Here is a 20,375-nt window from a genome sequence, read left to right as displayed (position 1 = left end):
AGGGTAGGCAAAGCGAAACGCGCCCACCCTACCACTGAAAAACTCGGCTCACGCTACCAGCGCGGCTTCGTCGTTCGTCCCGCCGCGCTGCGCCTGCAGCAGGCTGACGATGTCGGCATTGGGCCTGGCGCGGCTGAACAGGAAACCCTGGCCTTCGTGGCAGCCTTCGGCGCGCAGGCAGCTCAGCTCGGCTTCGGTCTCGACTCCCTCCGCGGTGATGGTGACGCCGAGGCCCTTGCCGAGGCTGATGATCGAACGCACGATCGCCTGCGCATCGCGGTTGGAGCCGAGGTCGCGCACGAACGACTGGTCGATCTTGATCTTGTCGAACGGAAAGCTGCGCAAATAGCTGAGGCTGGAATAGCCGGTGCCGAAATCGTCCATCGAGATGCGCACGCCGAGCGCGCGCAGCGCGTGCAGCGTGGCCAGCACCTGGCTGCTCTTTTCTAGTAGCAGCGTCTCGGTGATCTCGAGCTCGAGCCGCCGCGCCGGCAGACCGGAATACTTCAGCGCTTCCGTTACCTGCGCCAACAGATTGCCGGTGCGGAATTGCAGCGGCGACAGGTTGACGGCGACGCGGACATCGTCGGGCCAATGCGCGGCATCCATGCAGGCGCGCCGCAGCATCAAGCCGCCGAGCGGATTGATCAGGCCGGTCTCTTCCGCCACGGGGATGAACTCGCCGGGCGAGATCATGCCGCGCTCGGGATGCGGCCAGCGCACCAGCGCCTCGAAGCCGGTGATGCGGCCGCTCGAGAGATCGACCAGCGGCTGGTAGAACGGCCGCAAGCCGTCGTTCTGGATCGCGTCGCGCAAATCCATCTCGATCTTGCGGCGGGTCTGGGCGCGCGCGTCCATCTCGGCCTCGAAGAAGGAGAAGGTGCCGCGGAATTCGCTCTTGGCGCGCGATAGCGCCATGTCGGCGCTCTTCAACAGTTTCTCCGATTCGTCGCCGTCGCCGGGCGACATCGCAATGCCGATGCTGGCGCCGATCACGATGGAATGGCCGTCGAGCAGATAGGGTTCGCCGATCGCTTCCAGCAGGCGCTTCGCGAGCAGCACCGCATCCTCCGGACGCGACACGCCGCTCTGGACGATCGCGAATTCATCGGAGTTGAGACGGGCCAGCGCATCTTCCTCGCGCAAGGTCGAGCGCAGGCGCTTTGCGACCCCGCGCAGGAGCTTGTCGCCGACGCCATGGCCGAGCGTGTCGTTGACGGCCTTGAAATTGTCCAGCCCGAGCACCAGCACCGCGACCTTCTCGGCGCTGCGGCGGGTGTGCAGCAGCATGTCGTCCATCTGCTGGCGGAGCAGATTGCGATTGGGCAGCGCCGTGAGCCCGTCATGCTGGGCCATGAAGGCAAGCCGCGCCTCGGCGCGCTTGCGCTCGGTCATGTCCATCAGCGCCAGCAGCACCGCGGGCTGGTTGCCATGCATCAATTCGCGCGAATAGATCGCAAGATCGATCAGCGTGCCGTCGGCCCGCACATGCTTCCAGGTCCGCGCCGCCTGCTCGTCGCCACCGCGGCCGCCGATCCACGGCAGTTCAGTATCGAACGCCTGCAGGCTGCGGATGGTCAGTTTCTCGAATTCGGCACGGCTGAAGCCATAATGTTCGGCCGCGGCGTCGTTGACGGAGAGGATGCGCTCGCCGTCGAGCGAGCAGAGGATCATCGGCACCGGATTGCCGTCGAACAACAGGCGGAACGAGGCCTCGCGCTGCTTCAATTCGGTGATGTCGACGCGCAGGCCGACGACGCCGCCATCCGAGGTCAGCCGCTCCTCGATCAGGACGACGCGGCCGTCGGCAAGCTTCTGCTCATGCCGCTCGCCGGGCTGATAGAGTTTCTTCAGCCGCTCGGCGATCCACGCCTCCTCGCGGCCGATGGCCTCGGGATAGTCGCCGCGCGCGACGCCGACCCGGAGCGTATCCTGCAGCCGCGCGCCGTGCTCGAACTGGTCGGAGCTGCGGCGATAGATCTCCGCATATTTCTTGTTCCAGAGGATGTAGCGGCCTTCGGCGTCCAGGAACACGATGCCCTGCGGCAGGATGTCGATCGCCTCGCGCAGGCGCTCGTTGGAGCGGCGCGCATCGGCGATCGCCGCCTCAGCCTCGGCGCGCTTGCGCACGATCTCGCCGATCTCGGACGGAACGCGCCGCTTGCCGCCTGAAAGTTTCGGATCGGATTTGACCGGACGGCCGGGAATTCTCGCCGCCGCCCTGCGCCTTAGTTTCTTCACCGTTTTTGGCCGCATCTTCGGCATCGACTTTCCGCCACACGCACTCCCGCCGCGGATGGTTCTCCGATAAGTGTCTGAAAAAATGGTGTATTCCGCCGGTTTCCAGAATAGAGCCGGACCCGAGCTGCCTGTTTAGGAGGCGGACGTCCGCATCTCTGAATACCGGCGGGCGGCTCGGAGGGGCTGAGAAGCAAATCCAACGGGCAAATCAACCAGGCGCGCGGAGCCAATTTTCCCGCGATCCGGGTAGCGATGCTGCGGATGCACCAATGGCGCGTATTCCGCACGAAATTGCGTCATTACGCGACAGGGTTAGTACCCGGTTAAGCCGCGAGCTTGGATCGAGCAAATCAGGAGGTCGCGATCAGAGTGGGCATCTGCTGTCGTCAAAAATGCTTCGGGCGCCCGCCGGTTCAGGCTATCCTCCGTTCCAGGGGACGCCAAGTTGCGGACGGCGGACGAGGCGCAAGCATCGCCTTGGGGAGGGGACCCGATGCGCCAGAGCACGCACAATCGATCTCTCACCATCAGCACTCTCTTGGCGGCGACGCTGGCGCTGCTGCTGACGTGTGGTCCCGGCGCTGCCGGAGACTACCCGGACCGCACCGTCAGGATCATCGTGCCATTCTCTGCCGGCGGCACCGCGGATGCGGTCCCGCGGCTGGTGGCGGATTGGCTGTCGCGCAAATGGGGCCAGCCGATCGTAATCGAGAACAGGATCGGTTCAGCCGGCAACGTCGGGGCCGAGGAGGTCTACAATGCCGACCCCGACGGCTATACCCTTCTCTCCGCGCCACCGCCGCCGCTCGTCATCAACCAGAACCTTTTCCGCAAGCTCCGCTTTGATCCGGCGAGGTTCGAGCCGATCGTCGTGATGGCGCAGGTGCCGAACGCGATCTTCGTCCGCCCCAACGGCATCAAGGCGTCCAGCGTGGCGGAGTTGATCGATCATCTGCGCGCAAACCCCGATGGGCTCACAGCCGCCACGCTCGGCAGCGGGACAACGTCGCATCTGAGCTCCCAATTATTCGAGACGATGGCGAAGGTGAAGCTGCGCCAGATTCCCTATCGCAGCACCGTGCCGGCGCTGCAGGGCCTGCTCGCCGGCGACGTCGACCTGATGTTCGACAATCTCGGCGTCACGCTGCCGCTGGTGACGGCCGGCAAGCTCAAGCTGCTGGCGGTGGCCTCGCCGAAACGATTGCCATCCATGCCCAACGTGCCGACGATCGCCGAAACGCTGCCGGGCTTCGAAGCGGTCGCCTGGTTTGCGATGGTGGCGCCGCCAGGGACGCCGAAGGCGATCGTCGAGAAGATCAATGCCGACGTCAACGAAGTGCTGGCCCGGCCCGATATCCAGGCCAACTTCCGAAAGCTCTCCGCGGAAATCTATGGGGGCTCGGTGGAGCGGACGTCGCAATATCTGCGCAGCGAGGTCGACCGCTGGAGCACGGTGATCAAGTCGGCCAAGATCGAGATGCAGTGAAGGCTCGTCCCACCTCTCCCGCTTGCGGGAGAGGTCGGCGCGTAAGCGCCGGGTGAGGGCCCTCTCCACACGAAGAGTCCGAATCGCGGAGATACCCCCACCTCGCCCCCCCGCAAGCGGGAGAGGGAGTTAGCTCCATCAACCAATTGCGATGTCACGGCGGCTCGCGGACCATCGAATCCATGTTACGCTGACTGCCCTTCGAGTGAATCCCATGACGTCCCGCCCGATATTGACCCTGCTGGTTCTTGCAGCTCTATCGCTTGGTGCCGACGCGGCGTCGGCGCAGGACAGAGGCTCGGTCAATCCGAAGCCGCTGCCGCCGCTCGCCAATCCCAACGATCCCAAGCTCGGCGCCAAGGAATTGTTCGCGCGCAAGGTGCTGCCGACGGCGACGCCGACGCGGGTGATCGGCTCCTATTCCAAAGGCTGTCTCGCGGGCGCGGCGCCGATGCCGATCAGTGGCGAGACCTGGCAGGTGATGCGGCTGTCGCGCAACCGCAACTGGGGCTATCCCGGCATGATCGCGCTGCTCAAGCGCCTGTCGGTCAAGGCGCACAAGGATGCCGGCTGGCCGGGTATCCTGGTCGGCGACATCGCGCAGCCGCGCGGCGGGCCCGCCCTGAGCGGCCATGCCAGTCACCAGATCGGTTTAGATGCCGACGTCTGGCTGACGCCGATGCCCGACCGCAGGCTGTCGCGCGAAGAACGCGAGGACATGTCGGCGGTGATGATGGTGCGGCCGGACCGGCTCGACGTCGATCCCAAAGTGTTCACCCCCGGCCATGTGCTGGTGCTGCGCGACGCCGCGCAGGAGCCCGCCGTGCAGCGGATCTTCGTCAACGCCGCGATCAAGAAGGCATTGTGCCGCGAGGCCAAGGGCGACCGTAGCTGGCTCGCCAAGATCAGACCGTGGTGGGGCCATGACTATCACTTCCACATCCGCATGCGCTGCCCGGCCGGCGCCAGCGAATGCGAGGGACAGCCGTCGCAGTCGGAGGATGAAGGCTGCAAGCCTTCCGACTTCGACTTCTGGTTCTCCGATGCGGTGCTGCATCCGAAGCCGCCGCCGATACCGCCAAAGCCGAAGCCGCCGATGACCCTGGCGCAAATGCCGGCCGCTTGCAAAGCGGTGCTGAACGCGCCGGACGCGAAGCAGTAACATCTTCTTCGATGGACGCTCCATCCGGGCTACGCATTGCCCCGCGAGGATAACATCTTCGTCAGGACGCTATTCCCGCGGCGGCGTGATGGGCTATTGTCGCGTCGGCCAGCGCCGCAAGCGCAAGGCGTCCGCCGGGGACGACGGTCCCGCTCGTTTCAACCAAAAGCCACATAGGCGCAGCACGACTGCGCGCATTCAACCATTGCGAGGAGCGATCATGCGTCTCAGTGCACGTAACCAGATCAAGGGCACCGTCGTCGAGGTGAAGAAGGGCGCAACCACGTCCCATGTCCGCGTCGATATCGGCGGCACCGTCATGACGTCCTCGATCACCAACGAGGCGGTCGATGATCTCGGCATCAAGGTTGGCGGCAAGGTGATCGTGGTGGTCAAGGCCTCCGATGTCATGATCGCGGTGGAATAGTCATGCGGCGGACATCTGTTCTGGTTGCGTTGCTGCTGCTCGGCAGTGCGCCTGCTCTTGCGGCGGAAGAACCGAGCGGTTGCGACAAGTTCAAATGGCCGATCGATCGCGAGCGCGCCGCGCTGACCGCGCCAGATCGCGCCAAATTGACCTCAGGCAACGAGTTTGCGGCCTTGCCCGCCAGCGGATTCACGCTGACCCTGGTGGCACCGGCAGATGCAAAACTGCCGACGCCGCCGGAGCGGGCGCCGAAGGACGGCACTTTTGCCGGCTTCACCAGCTTCAAGACTACGCCCAAGGCCGGCCTTTACACGATCAGCCTGTCGTCCGGCGCCTGGCTGGACGTGGTGCAGGATGGTCACTTCCTCAAGCCCAAGGCATTCAGCGGCGCCACCGACTGCGACGGTATCCGCAAGACGGTAAAATTCGAGCTTTCCGCCAGCCCATTCGTACTGCAGATCAGCGGGGTCAAAGAGAATTCGATCTCGGTCGCGATCCTGCCGGCGGAATGAGCGGTACATAGGCCGGCGAATAGACAACGCGTCGTCTTTACCCGGACGGCCAGCCTGTTTATTGTCTGAACGTAGCGATATCCCAACCGACCGTCAGTCCGTTGGGATCACCGGAACGGCGCTTCCGTCTGTCGCAGATCTCATCGATTCAACCAACGCCCGAAGTGCGCGCGGTCCGCGTGCATGCGGACGTGATGGAGCGCCTGCCATGAACCGCCTTGCCGGAATTGTCGCCGCCTTTGTCCTTGCGCTGGCTTCAGCCACCTTACCTGCGAACGCGCAGGAAAAGACCCTGACCGTGTTCGCGGCCGCCTCGATGAAGAACGCCCTCGACGACATCGACGCCGCCTACACCGCCAAGACCGGCGTCAAGGTCAATGCGAGCTATGCCGCCAGCTCAGCATTGGCAAAGCAGATCGAGCAGGGCGCGCCGGCCGACGTGTTCGTCTCCGCCGACACCGACTGGATGGACTACGCGGTCAAGCAGAAGAACATCAACGAGGCGACGCGGGTCAATCTGCTCGGCAACAGCATCGTGCTGATCGCGCCGAAGGACTCCAAGATCGACAACGTCAATATCGGCGGCGGCTTCGACCTCGCCAAGCTCGCCGGTGACGGCAGGATCGCGACCGGCGACGTCAAGGCCGTGCCGGTCGGCAAATATGCCAAGGCGGCGCTGGAGAAGCTCGGCGCCTGGCAAGCGGCCGAGCCGAAATTCGCGATGGCCGAAAGCGTTCGCGCGGCGCTGACACTGGTCGCCCGCGGCGAGGCCGTGCTCGGCATCGTCTATTCGACCGACGCCAAGGTCGAGCCCGGCGTCAAGATCGTCGGCACCTTCCCGGCCGACAGCCATCCCGCGATCATCTATCCGGTCGCGGCGACGACGACGGCCAAACCCGAGACCGCCGAGTACCTCAACTTCCTGAAATCGTCGGCGGCAAAGACGATCCTCGAGAAGTACGGCTTCAAGTTCCTGATCACGCCGACGACCTGAGCATGATCCGGAAAAGCGGAAGCATGATCTGAGCCCACGTGTTCGAGATTTCGCCGACCGAGTGGACGGCGATCCTGCTGTCGTTGCGGGTCGCCATCGTCGCAACACTGGTCGCGACCCCCTTAGGGATCGCGCTGGCGTGGCTGCTGGCGCGCCGTGACTTCTGGGGCAAATCGGTGCTCGACGCGCTCGTGCATCTGCCGCTGGTGCTGCCGCCCGTTGTCACCGGCTATCTGCTATTGCTCACGTTTGGACGGCGCGGCCTCGTCGGGGCATGGCTTGCCGATCATCTCGGCATCGTCTTCGCGTTCCGCTGGACCGGTGCGGCGCTCGCCTGCGGCGTGATGGCCTTTCCATTGCTCGTGCGGCCGATCCGGCTGTCGATCGAGGCCGTCGACCGGCGGCTGGAGCAGGCGGCCGGAACGCTGGGCGCGGCGCCATGGCAGGTGTTCCTGACCGTGACGTTGCCCCTGGCGCTACCGGGCGTGCTCGCCGGAATGGTGCTCGGCTTCGCCAAGGCGATCGGCGAGTTCGGCGCGACCATCACCTTCGTCTCCAACATTCCAGGCGAGACCCAGACCATCTCGTCGGCGATCTATTCGCTGATCCAGACGCCCGAGGGCGACCTTGCGGCGGCGCGGCTGGTCATCATCTCCATCGTGCTTGCGATGAGCGCGCTTGTTGCATCAGAGTGGTTCGCGCGGCGCGCGACGAAGCGGCTGCACGGAAACTGACCATGCTCCGTGTCGACGTCACCAAGCACCTTGGCGAATTCACGCTCTCTGCGTCGTTCACCAGCGAGGGCCGCGTCACCGGCCTGTTCGGCGCGTCGGGCGCCGGCAAGACCTCGCTGATCAACATGATCGCGGGACTGCTGAAGCCCGACCGCGGCATCATCTCGCTCGATGGCGAGACGCTCGACGACACCGAAGCGCGCGTGCATGTGCCGCCCTACCGGCGCCGCATCGGCTATGTGTTCCAGGACGCGCGGCTGTTCCCGCATCTCGACGTGCGGCAGAACCTCGATTACGGACGCCGCATGAATCGCCTGCCGGATGATCCGGCGCAGCGCAAACGCGTCACCGACCTGCTCGACATCGGCCATCTCATGGACCGTCGTCCGGGTAAACTTTCCGGCGGCGAGCGCCAGCGCGTCGCGCTCGGACGCGCGCTGTTGTCGAAGCCGCGCCTGTTGCTGCTCGACGAGCCGCTCGGCTCGCTGGACGAAGGGCGGAAGGTGGAGATCCTCCCTTATCTGATCCGGCTGCGCGACGAAGGCATTCCGATGGTCTATGTCAGCCACGACGCCGCCGAACTGCGCCAGCTCGCGACCCAGATCGTGATGCTGCGTCGTGGCGAGGTGACTGCGTTCGGCGGCGTAAAGGTGCTGACGGGAGGCTCGAAGTGATTTCGGTCACCTTCCCTTCTCCCCTTGCGGGAGAAGGTGGCGCGAAGCGCCGGATGAGTGGTCGTCGCCGCGGGCACGGTGCGCGCGGAGAGAGACCCCTCACCCAAGCGAGTTCGTGCTGACGCCGGAGTAGCCCTCTCCCACAAGGGGCGAGGGCGCATCAAGCAGCACCTCGCAGGTTTATCGATCGACGTTGAGCACCGCACCGGTGCGGGCGTCGACATCGACTTCCATGTACCGGCCTTCGAGATCCCGCCCCTCGATTTGCCATTCATAGCCGGCAAATTCAGTGTGAGATACGGTTACGAGCCCGAGATCGGTCGCGATCGCCAGTGCTCTCTGCATCGATATGAGATCGCCAGAATCATAAGCCCTGGCGTGCGTCGCAATCCCAAGGGTCATAACCACGATCATCGGGAGGATGAATTTTCGCATGTGCCACTCCTGGTGAAGGTTCGTTACGGCAGGCACCAACAGCCCTCGAGGCGCATTGGTTCCCATTTCACAGCGAAACTGGGTGATCCGCAGCGGTTGCAACCGCTTGTTGACCGCCGATTGGCGACAATGTGACGGTTCCCCGCGGTGCTCGGCAAAAGACATCGGGTCGACTCGTTCACAGATTCGTTTGCTTTAAGGACAAAGCTTGTCGATTTGCCAAATCCGCCCGAGCGCGCCAAATTGTTGCCGGAAGAAAGGCGTGCCATGCGTATTGCTGGTTGGGTTTTGCTGCTCACAGGATTCGTCCTGTGCCTCACGGTGGCCTGGGCCGCTCTCGGGTTTCTGTTGATGGGCATCGGCCTCGTGTCGCTTCAGGTCGCCGAGCGGAAGCGGCGAAAGTCCGAGAAGACGGAGGCCGCCCTCGATGCGCGTCCGAAGCCGGCTACCGCACTTGCCGAAGTGCCTCCGGCCCACGCAGAAACTGTTCCGATCACTCCGGAACCTCCCCCCTTGCCGGCACCGCAAACGACCTCGAGCGCCGACGCCTCCGCTTACGACAAGGAAGTATGGCGCCGCCTGGTCGAGAGCGATCCCGATCTGGCGCGACTGGCCGCGGTGCTGTCCGACTACGGCCAGCACTATGTCGATGAATTCGCCAATAGCTATCTCGCCCAGCCCGACAAGGGCCGCCTCGGTGCGATCGTCAACGAGATCATCGCGAAAGCCGCACGAAAGGAATCCACGCCGGCGGCATCGCCCGAAGTGCATCAAGCATCGATCGATGCAAATCGGGAGCCGAGATCGCCGCGCGCAGAGGTCAAGCTGGATCGCCGCGCTGTGAAACTCCACGCGCCGAAGATCGCTGTGGTACCGCCGGCCGCACCCGAGATTCGTACCGAATCGAATCCGCAAGATGGAAACGATGGGCCGGCTGACGACGACCTCAACGAACTGATCAAGCAGTTCGCGGGCGATGCGGGCTTCCTTCGAAGATAAGCCCTTTCCCAGCCCACGACGACCGTCCCCGCGAAACAGCCGCATAGCCCGGGTGAAGCGAAGCGCAACCCGGGACATCTCCATCAACGTTTGCAAGCGGTCCCGGGTTACGCGGGCGCTCCACCCGGGCTACGCTCTCTTTCGGGGGCGCGACTTTAGACGCCTGCGACCGATGTCCAGATCCCGGCGAGCTTGCGCTTGAACTGCTGCAGCCGGGTCGCCGGCACGACCGGCTCCTCTTCCTCCGGCAGGCGCAGGCCGACGACATTGACCCTGCCGCCACCGAGGCTGCGCGCGACCAGGACGATGCTGTCCAGCGCGAGCTCCGCGCCTTCCTTCGGCGCGCGGTCGAGATGGATGTCGAAATAATCCGACAGCGTCAGCTTCTTCTGGTCCTCATCGACGGTCACGCCGTAGATCTCGGCAAGCTCGCCAAGCGTATGCTCGCCGGAGACGACGAAGTCGCCGAGCAGATGCGGGTCCGGCGCGGTGCTTGGCGGCATGTCGACGAAGAAGCGGTCGAGCGCTTCCGCCCGCTCCGGCGGCGCCAGCAGATAGAGGTAGTCGCCGGGCGCGATCGGGTCGGCCTCGGCGGGGGAGAGAATGTTCTCGTCGCGGATCACCAGTGTCGGCTTCGACCAGGACGGCAGCAATCCGCGGCGGAAAAACAGGCTCTTCGCACCGACGGGATAGCCGACGAGCTGCTGCTCGAGCTGGCCGGGCAGGTCCAGTTCGACGCGCCGCGGGCCGCGGTCGACGCGCGGCAGCGCCACGTGCAGCCGACGCGCCGCCGGCGCCAGGGTCCAGCCCTGCAGCAAAAGCGAGATGATGACGACGACAAAGGCGACATCGAAATAGAGATAGGCCTTCGACAGGCCCACCAGCATCGGGATCGAGGCAAGGAAGATCGCAACCGCACCGCGCAGCCCGGTCCAGGCAATGAACACCTTCTCCCGCCAGTTGAAGCGGAACGGCGCCATGCAGGCGAATACCGCAAGCGGCCGCGCCAGCAGCATCAGCGCCAGCGCCACCACGACCGAAGCACCCAGGCTGCTGAGCACGCGGTGCGGCGACACCAGGAGCCCGAGCAGCACGAACATCACGATCTGCGCGAGCCAGGTCGCGGCGTCGAGGAACGCGACCACCGAGCTGTGCGCGCGCGTCGGGCGGTTGCCGATGATGATGCCGGCGAGATAGACGGCGAGGAAGCCGGAGGCATGGGCGATCTGCGCCGCGCCGAAGATCACGAGCGCCGCCGTGGTCACGAACGGCGCGTGCAGGCCCTGCGGCAGAGCGACGCGGTTCATGGCGATCACGACCAGCCGGCCGCCGATCACGCCCACGATCGCCCCAAGCACGGCCTCGCGGACGAACTCCAGGACGATGTGCGACGCCGAGCTTTCTCCGAGGGAGATGAATTCCACCAGCATCAGCGTCAGGAAGATCGCGAAAGGATCGTTGGTGCCGCTTTCGGCCTCCAGCGTGGCGCCGACGCGCGGGCGCAGGCGCAACCCCTGGGTGTGGACCAGCAAAAATACCGCAGCGGCGTCGGTCGAGGCCACCACGGCCCCGACCAGCAATGCCTCGGTCCAGGAGAGGTCGAGCATATATTTGGCCACCGGCGCCGTGATCAGCGCGGTCAACAGCACGCCGGCGGTCGCGAGCACCATCGAGGGCGCCAGCACGGCACGGATGCTTTGGAAGCGCGTGCGTAGTCCGCCATCGAACAGGATCAGCGCCAGCGCCACCGAGCCCACCAGATAGGTGGTGCGGACGTCGTCGAACTGCAGGTGGCCGGGACCGGCATCGCCCGCGAGCATGCCGATCAGGAGGAAGACCAGCAGCAGGGGGGCGCCAAAGCGCAGCGCCAAAAGGCTCGACAGGATGCCGGCCATCACGAGAACTGCGCCAAGCAGGATGGCTATGCTGACCTGATCGAGAGAAGCCATACGCCGTAGGGAAAGAGAAGAGTTGCAATGCATCCTTACCGTCGCCACAGTTCGACGCCAACCCATTTTCTGAAGATGGCGTCAGACTTCTGGTTTTGCGCCCAGCCTCACATCGCACGCCAGTTGTGGCGATGGTCCGCGCGTCGCGTTTGTGGGATCGTGCCGACCGTTCGAATCAAATTCGCTTGAATCTGCACTTCATGAGATTTCGCCGATGGAAATGGAGCTGAAGGACGTCATCGAGACCCTGCAGATGGCCGCACGGTCGGTCGGAGCGGAGGTCACCTCGCCCTGGTTCTATCTGCAGTTCGGCATCATCCTGGCGGCCGCCGGCATCGCCTATGCGGCCGACGCCGCGATCCGCCTACGGGTCGACATGGATTCGCTGGCGTCGCACCTGCCGCTGCCGCTCAGGCATTTCATCCGCGTGCTGGTCGGCAGCGCCTCGACCGCGGTGTTCGCGCTCCTGATGATCGCGACGCGCATCATCATGGCGCATTCGACCTGGCCGAGCCGCAGCTACCTGATCGTAGTCTCGGCCAAGCTGGCGCTGGCCTGGCTCGTCATCTCCCTGGTGGCGTCGGTCATCCGCAACGCCTTCATCGTCCGCCTGGTGTCGGTGGGGGCCTGGATCGTCGCGGCGCTCAGCATCATCGGCCAGCTCGATGCGACGGCCGAGACGCTGGATTCGGTCGCGATCGAGGTCGGCGGCCTGCGGTTGACGCCGCTGCTCCTGATCAAAGCCGGCGCGCTGGTGATCCTGGCGCTGTGGCTCACCAACATCGCGAGCAATTTCGTCGAGAGCCGCATCAACCGCGCCACCGACCTGACGCCGTCGGTCCAGGTCCTGCTGATCAAGATCATTCGGATCGGGCTGATGGTGGTTGCGATCGCGATCGCGCTCAGCGCGGTCGGCATCAACCTTTCGGCGCTCGCGGTGTTCTCCGGCGCGGTCGGTGTCGGTATCGGTATCGGCCTGCAGAAGATCGTCGCCAACTTCATCTCGGGCATCATCCTGCTCGCCGACAAGTCGGTGAAGCCCGGCGACCTCGTCACCATCGGCGACAATTCGGGGCGCATCAGCGCGATGAAAACCCGCTACATCTCGGTAGCCGCCGGCGACGGCCGCGAATTCCTGATCCCGAACGAGGACCTGGTGACGCAGAAGGTCGTCAACTGGACCTATACCGACAAGAACACGCTGGTCAAAATCCCCTTCGGCACCAATTACGAGGCCGATCCGCGGCTGGTGTGCAAGCTCGCCATCGAGATCGCCGCCGCGGCGCCGCGGGCATTGAAAGGCAAGCCGCCAAACTGCATCCTGACCGAATTCGCCGAAGCCGGGATGAAATTCTCGCTGACCTTCTGGATTGGCGATCCCGATGGCCTCGACAACGTCAAAAGCGACGTGATGCTGGCGCTGTGGGACGCCTTCAAGCGCGAGGGCATCCGCGTGCCCTATCCGGTGCGGGAACTTCGGGTCCGCGGCGCCCTTCCGGTCGAGACCGTGATCGAGACTTCCAGCTAAATCCATGGCAGGAAAGGCCATTTCGGCCCCAACCTTGGCTTGCGCTGGCCGCCTCGATCATTAAATTAGGTGAATTATCGCCCGTCCGACAGACCCCGCCAAATGACCCGAACATGAGCTATATCGAAGCAACCGACACCTCCCTACGCAAGACCGGCCAGATCAAGCTGCACGGACAAAGCGGCTTTGTCGGCATGCGCAAAGCGGGCGCGCTGGTGTCGAAATGCCTCGATGAGCTCACCGACATCGTCAAGCCGGGGATCCCGACCTCCAAGATCGACCAGTTCGTGCGCGAGTTCGCCTTCAGCCATGGCGCCTATCCGGCGACGCTGATGTATCGCGGCTATCGCTATTCGACCTGCACCTCGCTGAACCATGTGGTCTGCCACGGCATGCCCGGCGACCGCCCACTGAAGGAAGGCGACATCGTCAATATCGACGTCACCTTCATCGTCGACGGCTGGTATGGCGATTCCAGCCGCATGTATGCGGTCGGGCCGATCGCGCGCAAAGCCGAGCGGCTGATCGAGGTGACCTATGAGGCGATGATGCGGGGCATCGCCGCGGTGAAGCCCGGCGCCACCACCGGCGACATCGGCCATGCGATCCAGAGCTATGTCGAGCCGCAGGGCATGAGCGTGGTGCGCGATTTCTGCGGCCACGGCCTCGGGCGCATGTTCCACGACGAGCCGAACATTATTCATGTCGGCCGGCCCGGCGAAGGCGTGGCGTTGAAGCCAGGCATGTTCTTCACCATCGAGCCGATGATCAATCTCGGCAAACCGCATGTGAAGATCCTGTCCGACGGCTGGACCGCGGTGACGCGCGACCGCTCGCTGTCGGCACAGTTCGAACATTCGGTCGGCGTGACCGCCGATGGCGTGGAGATCTTCACGCTGTCGCAGCGGAGCGGCGAGAAGCCGTGGACGGTGGTGTGATCGGACTCTTCTTCACCTCCCCGTCGGGGAGAGGCGAAGCACCCCCGGCAAACACAATCCAACGAGCACACGCTATTCGTCGCCGCCCATGCGGCGCGTGAGCTCGGCCGGCTCGTAGTTCTCCCCGATCGACATCGCGCAGATGCGGGAGAGATGCACATAAGGCAGCTCGGTCTCCTTGGCCCAGGCGTTGAACTGCGCCTGCACCTTGGCGAGATCGCCTTTCGACTTCACCTCTTCCGCGATATCGAGGCCGGCGTCGCGCAGGCAGGCGACGACATCCCTTGATGTGACAAAGCCGTCCCAGCCGAGGAAACGCAGCAGCATCTGGCCGGTATTGCCGCCGAGCCGGCTGCCGCGCTTGACCAGAAGGTTCAACAGCCCGATTTCGTCGGAGGACGGCCAATCGCCCAAGAATTTGCCGAAGCTGCCGTGCTCAGCCGCGATCTCCTGCACGAAGCGGGCGTTGTCACGCACCGACATGATCTTGGCGCCGTTGCGCACGATGCGCGCATCGCTCGTGAGCCGCTCCCAGAATTCGTCCGGCTCGAAGGCGAGCTTCTCCACCTGGAAACCGAGGAAGGCCTCCTCGAAGCCCGGCCATTTTGCGTCGATCACGCTCCAGGCAAAGCCGGCGCAGAACACCCGCTTCGTCATCTCGGCGAGAACGCGATCGTCTTTCAGCTTAGCCAGAGATTTCGCGTTCGGCGCCGGCGGCAGCAGCTTCTCCAGCGCTTTCGCGCCGCCCTTGCGCTTCTCGGCCCGCGCCCGAATAGCCCTAAACGACGTCACGCGGCGAGACCTCTTTGCATTGGCAGGGACGGACGATCATAGCGTGATGCACGCCGTGATGCCAATGCGGCGGATCTCAGCCGCCCCTGATATGCTTCAGACGCTCGACGGCCTCCTTCACCAAGGTCTGCATCAGCGCCTTGGCCGGGAGCTCGCGGGCCAGCGCAGCGCCCTGTCCTGCCCAGATCGGGGTGAAGTCGCGGCTTCCCTTCCGCTCCGCCGCGGCCCGCAGCGGTGCCAGCTCGCCCATCGGCAACGGAAAATCCGGTGCAGCGCCGGACAGAGGGCCGACCTCGGCGACGAAGCGGTTGACCATGGCGCGCGCCGGTCGGCCGGAGAGCACGTTCGTCACCACGGTGCCGAGCTCGCGCGCCTGCCGCAAGGCATCGCGGTGCAGCGGCGGCGTCGCCGCCTCGGGGCAAAGCAGGAAGGCGGTCCCGATCTGGACTCCGGAGGCGCCGAGGGCAAGAGCGGCGGCGATACCGCGCCCATCGGCGATGCCGCCGGCGGCGATCACGGGCACGCTGACCACGTCAGTGACCTGCGGCACCAGCTCAAAGGTGCCGAGCTGCGAAGCGACCGCCCAGTTCCGGTCGCGATCGAGGAACGTGCCCCGGTGGCCGCCGGCTTCATAGCCCTGGGCAATGACTGCATCCGCGCCATGGTCTTCCAGCCAGCGCGCTTCCGCAACCGTCGTCGCCGACGAGATCACCTTGCAGCCTGCCGCCTTGATCCGTGCCAGCAATGGCGGTGCAGGCAAGCCGAAATGGAAGCTCACCACCTCCGGCCTCGCGTCCTCGACGAATTCGCACATCGCAGTGCCAAACGGCGCAAGATCGGTGCGCGGCGGCGGTGTCGCATCGTCAATTCCGAGCTCGCGATAATAGGGCAACAGCCGGTCGTGCCACGCACGCTCGCGCCCCGCATTGGCCTTCGCCGGCTCGTGGCAGAAGAAATTGAGGCTGACCGGCTTGCTGGTCAGCCGCCGCATCTGTGTGATCGCGTCGGCGGCGCGCTGCGGGTCCATGGTTGCGCAGCCGATCGAGCCGAGGCCGCCGGCATCGGCGACGATGGAAGCGAGCTCAACCGTTGCGAAACCCGCCATCGGTGCCAGCACGATCGGGTGCTCGATTCCAAACAATTCAAGCAGACGACGGTCGGACCACATCTCGCATCTCCTAGCCGCGACCGGCGGACCAGCCGCCATCGACATGCAGGATCTCGCCGGTGACGAAGGCTGCCTTCTCCAGATACATCACGGCATCGACGACCTCCTGCGTCGTGCCCATCCGACCGATCGGCTGCAGCGCTGCGAGAAAACCATGCGCCTCCGGCGAATGCATCGGCGTGCTGATCGCGCCCGGCGAAACGGCATTCACCCGGATATTGCGGGGCGCATATTCGATCGCGAGCGAGCGCGTGATCGCGTTGAGCCCGCCCTTGGTCAGCGCTGCAAGACCCGCTGCGAGCGATGTCATCGGCTGTTCGGCGATCGTGGCGGTGATGTTGACGATGTGGCCAGAACCCGTCTGCAGCATTCTCGCTGCGACCTTCTGGGTCAGATGAAAGAATCCGGCGAGATTGACCGCGACCATCTTTGCGAAATCGGCGGCGGAATATTCGGTAAAAGGCTTGGCAATGAACACGCCGGCATTGTTGACGAGCGTATCTATGCGCCCGAAACGCTCGATCGCCAGCTTAAAGATGCGCTCGGCCGTCTCGGGGTGTGCAATGTCGCCCTCGATCATGAGGACCGACGGATCATCGCTCTTGCCGATCGAACGGGCGGTGGCCACGACGCGGTAGCCGTTTTCGCGATAGGCTTTCAGCAATTCCGCGCCAATGCCGCGTGACGCGCCGGTGATGATGACGACCTTTCGCTCTGATGTCATGTTCGCTCCTCGCAATTGCTTGGGGTTTATCGGAGCGATAGATGCACCATGCGAGCGGACGCGGCTTTGCCTCGGTTGCTCAGCTTTTGTCATTTCTTGCCGCTGTCAGGATCAGCGGACGCAGATCGGTTACATCCGTAACAAATCAGACCACGACGCTGCGGCGGTACTGAGCGGGCGTCAGGCCGGTTGCCTGCCTGAACGCGCGGGTGAAATTGGCTTGGCACGAAAATCTGAGCCTGAGCGCGATATCGGCCAGCGGCTGCTCCCTTTGTCCCAGCAATTCCTTGGCACGTTCGAGCCGCCGGGCGCCGACGTAACGATGCGGCGATCGGCCGACGGCTGCCTTGAACGCGCGGGCGAAATGAAACTGGCTCAGGCACGCGATCGATGCCAGATGGCCGACCGTCAATTCGCCCTCCAAATTCGTCTCGATGTAATCCAGCACACGCGCCAGCCTGCGCCGGTCAAGTCCCTCGCGGGGTGCGAGGAAGTCGAGCGATAGCTTGCCGAAATGGTTTTGAACCAATCTTGCGGCCAGACTCGAGGCCAGCGTCTCCGCGAGGAGCCGGCCGGCAGACGTCTCGCGCTCCAGCTCGGAGGTGAGTGCATAGGCGATCTCGGCCAGAAGCGGATCGCGAAAACTGCTTTCATGACGCAGCGACGTCACAACGCAGGGGGCGAGCCCTTCGCCAAAGCTCTCCGGCGAAAACCGGCTCGGCGGCAGATAAATGTGCAGGACCGCCGGAACGGGATCGGACAAATCGATCAGGCCATGCTCGACCACCGGCGGCGAAACCCAGATCGTCCCACGTTCGGAGACGCTGCGATCGGTGATGCCATACCTCTCGCGCGTGACCACGGACCCATTGCCGCGGACGTCGATGCAGATTTCGATGTCCGGCTGCGGGCTCTTCCAGGCGATCGTGCCACTGCCGTGACTGCGAAGCTCCGCCGTTATGCCCGACCAGCCCCGATCGGTGGAAGACGCCAGAAGCCCCGAGGCGCCGTAGCTTCCGAAACCGTGTGCCCCTGGCGACGCCGGCTGCTCTGGTTGAGATGCGAAGTTGAGCTTTTTACGGGTGGAATTCATTCGACATGACCCGATATCCGGCAATCGATGACAATCCCCCAGTCACCGCAATGTGGCCGGCTCGCAGCCGAATCGCAACGATTCCTGGCCTCCCATCACGCGGAAGCGATCAAGACCGGCCGGTCTTCTGGCGCATGTCGAAGGCTTCGATGCGTCCGCGGCACTTCATGGTTGCAAAAACCGCGCGGCACGGCATGTTTGGCGCCGATGCCCGCCAAGACAACTGCCAGCCCCGACCAGCCCGCCGAGACGCCGCATTACCACGGCCATCGGGAGCGCCTGCGCGAGCGCTTCCATAGCGCCGGACCCGACGCGCTCAGCGACTATGAACTGCTGGAGATGGCGCTGTTTGCCTCGATCCCGCGGCGCGACACCAAGCCGCTCGCCAAGGAATTGCTGAGGCGCTTCGGCTCGTTTGCCGAGGTCATCCATGCCCCCGTCGCCCGCCTGCGCGAGGTCGACGGCATCGGCGAAGCTTCGGTCAACCAGCTCAAGCTGATCGCGGCCGCCGCGAGCCGCGTCGCCAAGGGCGAGGTGAAGCGGCGCAAGGCGCTGTCGTCATGGAACGACGTGCTCGACTATTGCCGCTCGAGCATGGCCTTCGCTGACAAGGAGCAGTTTCGCCTCTTGTTCCTCGACAAGCGCAACCAGCTCATTGCCGATGAGGTGCAGCAGATCGGCACCGTCGACCACACGCCGGTCTATCCGCGCGAGGTGATCAAGCGCGCGCTCGAACTGTCCGCCACCGCGCTGATCCTGGTGCACAACCATCCTTCCGGCGACCCGACGCCCTCGCAGGCCGACATCCAGATGACCAAAGCGATCGTCGACATCGCCAAACCGCTCGGCATCTCCGTGCACGACCACATCATCGTCGGCAAGAACGGGCATGCGAGTTTGAAGGGGATGCGGCTGATCTAACGCACGATCCTGCCTTCAGTTCGCGCCGTCATTGCGAGCCGGCTGGCTCGGGGACCTGGCATCCGGTTGTGCAGCAGCGACCCGGCTGCCTGGAAACGCGGCGCCCCTCGTCGAGCATGCCACGGTCGAGCAAGCCTTCGACCAAGTCGATCTTCTCCATGACTGGATAGTTGCGCCAGATCTCGCGCTTCATCGCTTCCGGCGAGCCGCCGCCGTGCAGCGAGATGACGGAGTACCAGCCTGCTTCGTGAGAGACCGTCAGGTCTTCGACGAGCCGCGCCACTTCCGCACGCTGCGTGGCGGGAATGTCTGGGCGTCCGCGCATTACCGCGGAGAGCGAGGCCCTGGTCTCCGGATTGTGGTCTTCCTCCGGGCCGGGCAGAGCGACGATCAGGCCGCCCGAGACGTAATGCGCCAAACGGTGCATGTCGTAGATCTTGGTCGCGAGCAGCAGCTTGCCAATGTTGGCGAAGACCGCATCCGGCATCACCGAGCCGGCCGGATCCTTTGTGCAGTACACCGAAGAAGCAACCCCACACGCATAAAAGCCTTCCGTGATGGTGATGAGCTCGACCATTGCTTCGCGGATATGGGCGTGATGCGCGACATCGAGCCCGTTGGCTTCGATCATCAGCGCGCCTGCGCCGATCAGGAGATCACCGAAGCCCGCCCTTGCGCCGATGCAGGAGTGGCGGTGATGTGTCGCATAGGATGTCGTGAGCACGCCGCCTTCCTCGGTCTCGCCGGCCAGGAAGACGCGATCGTACGGGACGAAAACGTCGTCAAAGATCACGACGCCGACAGACTGGCCGTACTTCCCGGAGAACTTGGCCGACGCTTCGCCAGGACGGCCGGCGGGACGTGCAATGATGGTGACGCCTGGCGCATCGCAGGGGACGGCGCAGCACACGGCGAATTCGCTATCCTCCGGAACGTGGGTCCGGCACGGCATGACCAGGAACTCATGCATGTACGGCGCACCGGTGACGATGGCCTTGGTGCCGCGGATCACGATGCCGGCCTCGCGCCGCTCCTTGATATGAACGTAGACGTCCGGGTTGAGCTGCTTGCCCGGACGTTTGGAGCGATCGCCTTTGGCATCCGTCATCGCGACGCCGAGCGTCAGGTCCTTGTCCTGAACGTCATGCAGGTAGGCGAGGAAACGCTGGCTATAGTCGGTGCCGTGACGATCGTCGGTCAGCCTGGTCGACTGAAAGATGCCGTTCAGCGCGTCATGGGTCAGGTAGCGCTGCGCGCATCCGGACGTCTTGCAGACCAGGCGCACGGCTTCAAGCTTGTAGAGCAGGTCCTGCGAGCTCTCGTTGATGTGCAGCATCCGATTTACGGTGTTTCCGGATGTACCCTGCCGCGCCGTCATGATCGGGACATGTTCCCTGCGGTGCGCGAAATCGTAGGTGACACCGACGCCGGCGACGCCCGGCGCGAGCAACGGCTCATCGGCGACGCTCTGCACGGCATGACCGTTCACGAACACCCGCGGTTTGTAGGCCCTGAGCGATTCCCGATAATCGGCGGCCGTCATCAACATGGCACTCCTCCGACTCTTGTTCAATTTATCTAACGCCGTTAGAATATTG

Annotated in this window: 19 protein-coding genes; 11 read left to right on the top strand and 8 right to left on the bottom strand. The window is 64.4% G+C overall.

Annotated elements, in window-relative coordinates:
* Positions 1-48: 48 nt before the first annotated feature.
* Positions 49-2,265 carry a putative bifunctional diguanylate cyclase/phosphodiesterase gene (locus YY7_RS0111665; protein WP_080663675.1) on the bottom strand — a complete coding sequence of 739 codons (2,217 nt, stop codon included), beginning with the start codon at positions 2,263-2,265 and terminating at the stop codon, positions 49-51.
* Positions 2,266-2,734: 469 nt separating this feature from the next.
* Here YY7_RS0111665 and YY7_RS0111660 point away from each other — a divergent pair, with 469 nt between their 5' ends.
* The 7 genes from YY7_RS0111660 to modC all read left to right on the top strand — a co-directional run bounded on the left by YY7_RS0111660 (position 2,735) and on the right by modC (position 8,230).
* Positions 2,735-3,727: a Bug family tripartite tricarboxylate transporter substrate binding protein gene (locus tag YY7_RS0111660; protein WP_035689921.1), complete on the top strand. Its 993-nt coding sequence runs from the start codon at positions 2,735-2,737 to the stop codon at positions 3,725-3,727.
* Positions 3,728-3,941: 214 nt separating this feature from the next.
* Positions 3,942-4,889, top strand: a complete 948-nt coding sequence (gene mepA / locus YY7_RS0111655; RefSeq protein WP_028163388.1) for a penicillin-insensitive murein endopeptidase — start codon at positions 3,942-3,944, stop codon at positions 4,887-4,889.
* Positions 4,890-5,109: 220 nt separating this feature from the next.
* Positions 5,110-5,316 (top strand): TOBE domain-containing protein, encoded by a 207-nt coding sequence (locus YY7_RS0111650; protein ID WP_028163387.1) that lies wholly within the window; start codon positions 5,110-5,112, stop codon positions 5,314-5,316.
* Positions 5,317-5,318: 2 nt separating this feature from the next.
* Positions 5,319-5,828, top strand: coding sequence for a hypothetical protein (locus YY7_RS0111645; RefSeq protein WP_035689919.1), 510 nt, complete (start codon positions 5,319-5,321; stop codon positions 5,826-5,828).
* A 208-nt stretch (positions 5,829-6,036) separates the two neighbouring features.
* Positions 6,037-6,822, top strand: a complete 786-nt coding sequence (gene modA / locus YY7_RS0111640; RefSeq protein ID WP_028163385.1) for a molybdate ABC transporter substrate-binding protein — start codon at positions 6,037-6,039, stop codon at positions 6,820-6,822.
* A gap of 38 nt (positions 6,823-6,860) precedes the next feature.
* A complete protein-coding gene (modB, locus tag YY7_RS0111635; RefSeq protein WP_028163384.1) occupies positions 6,861-7,556 on the top strand; it encodes a molybdate ABC transporter permease subunit in 696 nt (231 codons plus the stop codon).
* 2 nt (positions 7,557-7,558) lie between these two features.
* The gene (gene modC / locus YY7_RS0111630; protein ID WP_028163383.1) at positions 7,559-8,230 is read left to right on the top strand and encodes a molybdenum ABC transporter ATP-binding protein; all 672 of its coding nucleotides are present in this window, start codon (positions 7,559-7,561) and stop codon (positions 8,228-8,230) included.
* Positions 8,231-8,410: 180 nt separating this feature from the next.
* Here the strand turns inward: modC and YY7_RS65015 are convergent, their stop codons facing one another.
* Entirely contained in the window at positions 8,411-8,830 is a 420-nt protein-coding gene (locus YY7_RS65015; protein WP_433994495.1) for a PepSY domain-containing protein, read from the bottom strand.
* Positions 8,831-8,932: 102 nt separating this feature from the next.
* Between YY7_RS65015 and YY7_RS0111620 the strand changes: the two genes are divergently transcribed.
* The gene (locus YY7_RS0111620) at positions 8,933-9,664 is read left to right on the top strand and encodes a hypothetical protein (protein WP_155255132.1); all 732 of its coding nucleotides are present in this window, start codon (positions 8,933-8,935) and stop codon (positions 9,662-9,664) included.
* Positions 9,665-9,819: 155 nt separating this feature from the next.
* Here YY7_RS0111620 and YY7_RS0111615 read toward each other — a convergent pair whose 3' ends face one another.
* Positions 9,820-11,613 carry a potassium/proton antiporter gene (locus YY7_RS0111615; protein ID WP_028163380.1) on the bottom strand — a complete coding sequence of 598 codons (1,794 nt, stop codon included), beginning with the start codon at positions 11,611-11,613 and terminating at the stop codon, positions 9,820-9,822.
* Between the two features lie 214 nt (positions 11,614-11,827).
* Here YY7_RS0111615 and YY7_RS0111610 point away from each other — a divergent pair, with 214 nt between their 5' ends.
* Together YY7_RS0111610 and map are read left to right on the top strand one after the other, a co-directional pair.
* A complete protein-coding gene (locus tag YY7_RS0111610) occupies positions 11,828-13,141 on the top strand; it encodes a mechanosensitive ion channel family protein (RefSeq protein ID WP_028163379.1) in 1,314 nt (437 codons plus the stop codon).
* Positions 13,142-13,254: 113 nt separating this feature from the next.
* Entirely contained in the window at positions 13,255-14,079 is an 825-nt protein-coding gene (gene map / locus YY7_RS0111605; protein ID WP_028163378.1) for a type I methionyl aminopeptidase, read from the top strand.
* Between the two features lie 72 nt (positions 14,080-14,151).
* Here the strand turns inward: map and YY7_RS51405 are convergent, their stop codons facing one another.
* The 4 genes from YY7_RS51405 to YY7_RS51400 form a co-directional block, all read right to left on the bottom strand.
* Positions 14,152-14,871, bottom strand: coding sequence for a DNA-3-methyladenine glycosylase I (locus YY7_RS51405; protein ID WP_035689916.1), 720 nt, complete (start codon positions 14,869-14,871; stop codon positions 14,152-14,154).
* A gap of 76 nt (positions 14,872-14,947) precedes the next feature.
* Positions 14,948-16,039, bottom strand: coding sequence for an NAD(P)H-dependent flavin oxidoreductase (locus YY7_RS0111595; RefSeq protein ID WP_028163377.1), 1,092 nt, complete (start codon positions 16,037-16,039; stop codon positions 14,948-14,950).
* Between the two features lie 10 nt (positions 16,040-16,049).
* Complete coding sequence (locus YY7_RS0111590; protein ID WP_028163376.1) at positions 16,050-16,763, bottom strand: SDR family NAD(P)-dependent oxidoreductase; 714 nt, start codon at positions 16,761-16,763, stop codon at positions 16,050-16,052.
* Positions 16,764-16,908: 145 nt separating this feature from the next.
* Positions 16,909-17,856: an AraC family transcriptional regulator gene (locus YY7_RS51400; RefSeq protein ID WP_080663674.1), complete on the bottom strand. Its 948-nt coding sequence runs from the start codon at positions 17,854-17,856 to the stop codon at positions 16,909-16,911.
* 207 nt (positions 17,857-18,063) lie between these two features.
* Here YY7_RS51400 and radC point away from each other — a divergent pair, with 207 nt between their 5' ends.
* On the top strand, positions 18,064-18,777 hold the full coding sequence (gene radC, locus YY7_RS0111580; RefSeq protein WP_028163375.1) for a RadC family protein: 714 nt from the start codon (positions 18,064-18,066) through the stop codon (positions 18,775-18,777).
* A 28-nt stretch (positions 18,778-18,805) separates the two neighbouring features.
* Here the strand turns inward: radC and YY7_RS0111575 are convergent, their stop codons facing one another.
* Positions 18,806-20,326 (bottom strand): 4-hydroxyphenylacetate 3-hydroxylase family protein, encoded by a 1,521-nt coding sequence (locus YY7_RS0111575; RefSeq protein WP_028163374.1) that lies wholly within the window; start codon positions 20,324-20,326, stop codon positions 18,806-18,808.
* Positions 20,327-20,375: the final 49 nt, after the last annotated feature.

It is taken from the genome of Bradyrhizobium elkanii WSM2783, from assembly GCF_000472865.1.
Classification (GTDB): domain Bacteria; phylum Pseudomonadota; class Alphaproteobacteria; order Rhizobiales; family Xanthobacteraceae; genus Bradyrhizobium; species Bradyrhizobium elkanii_A.
This window is presented reverse-complemented; position numbering and strand designations above follow the sequence as displayed.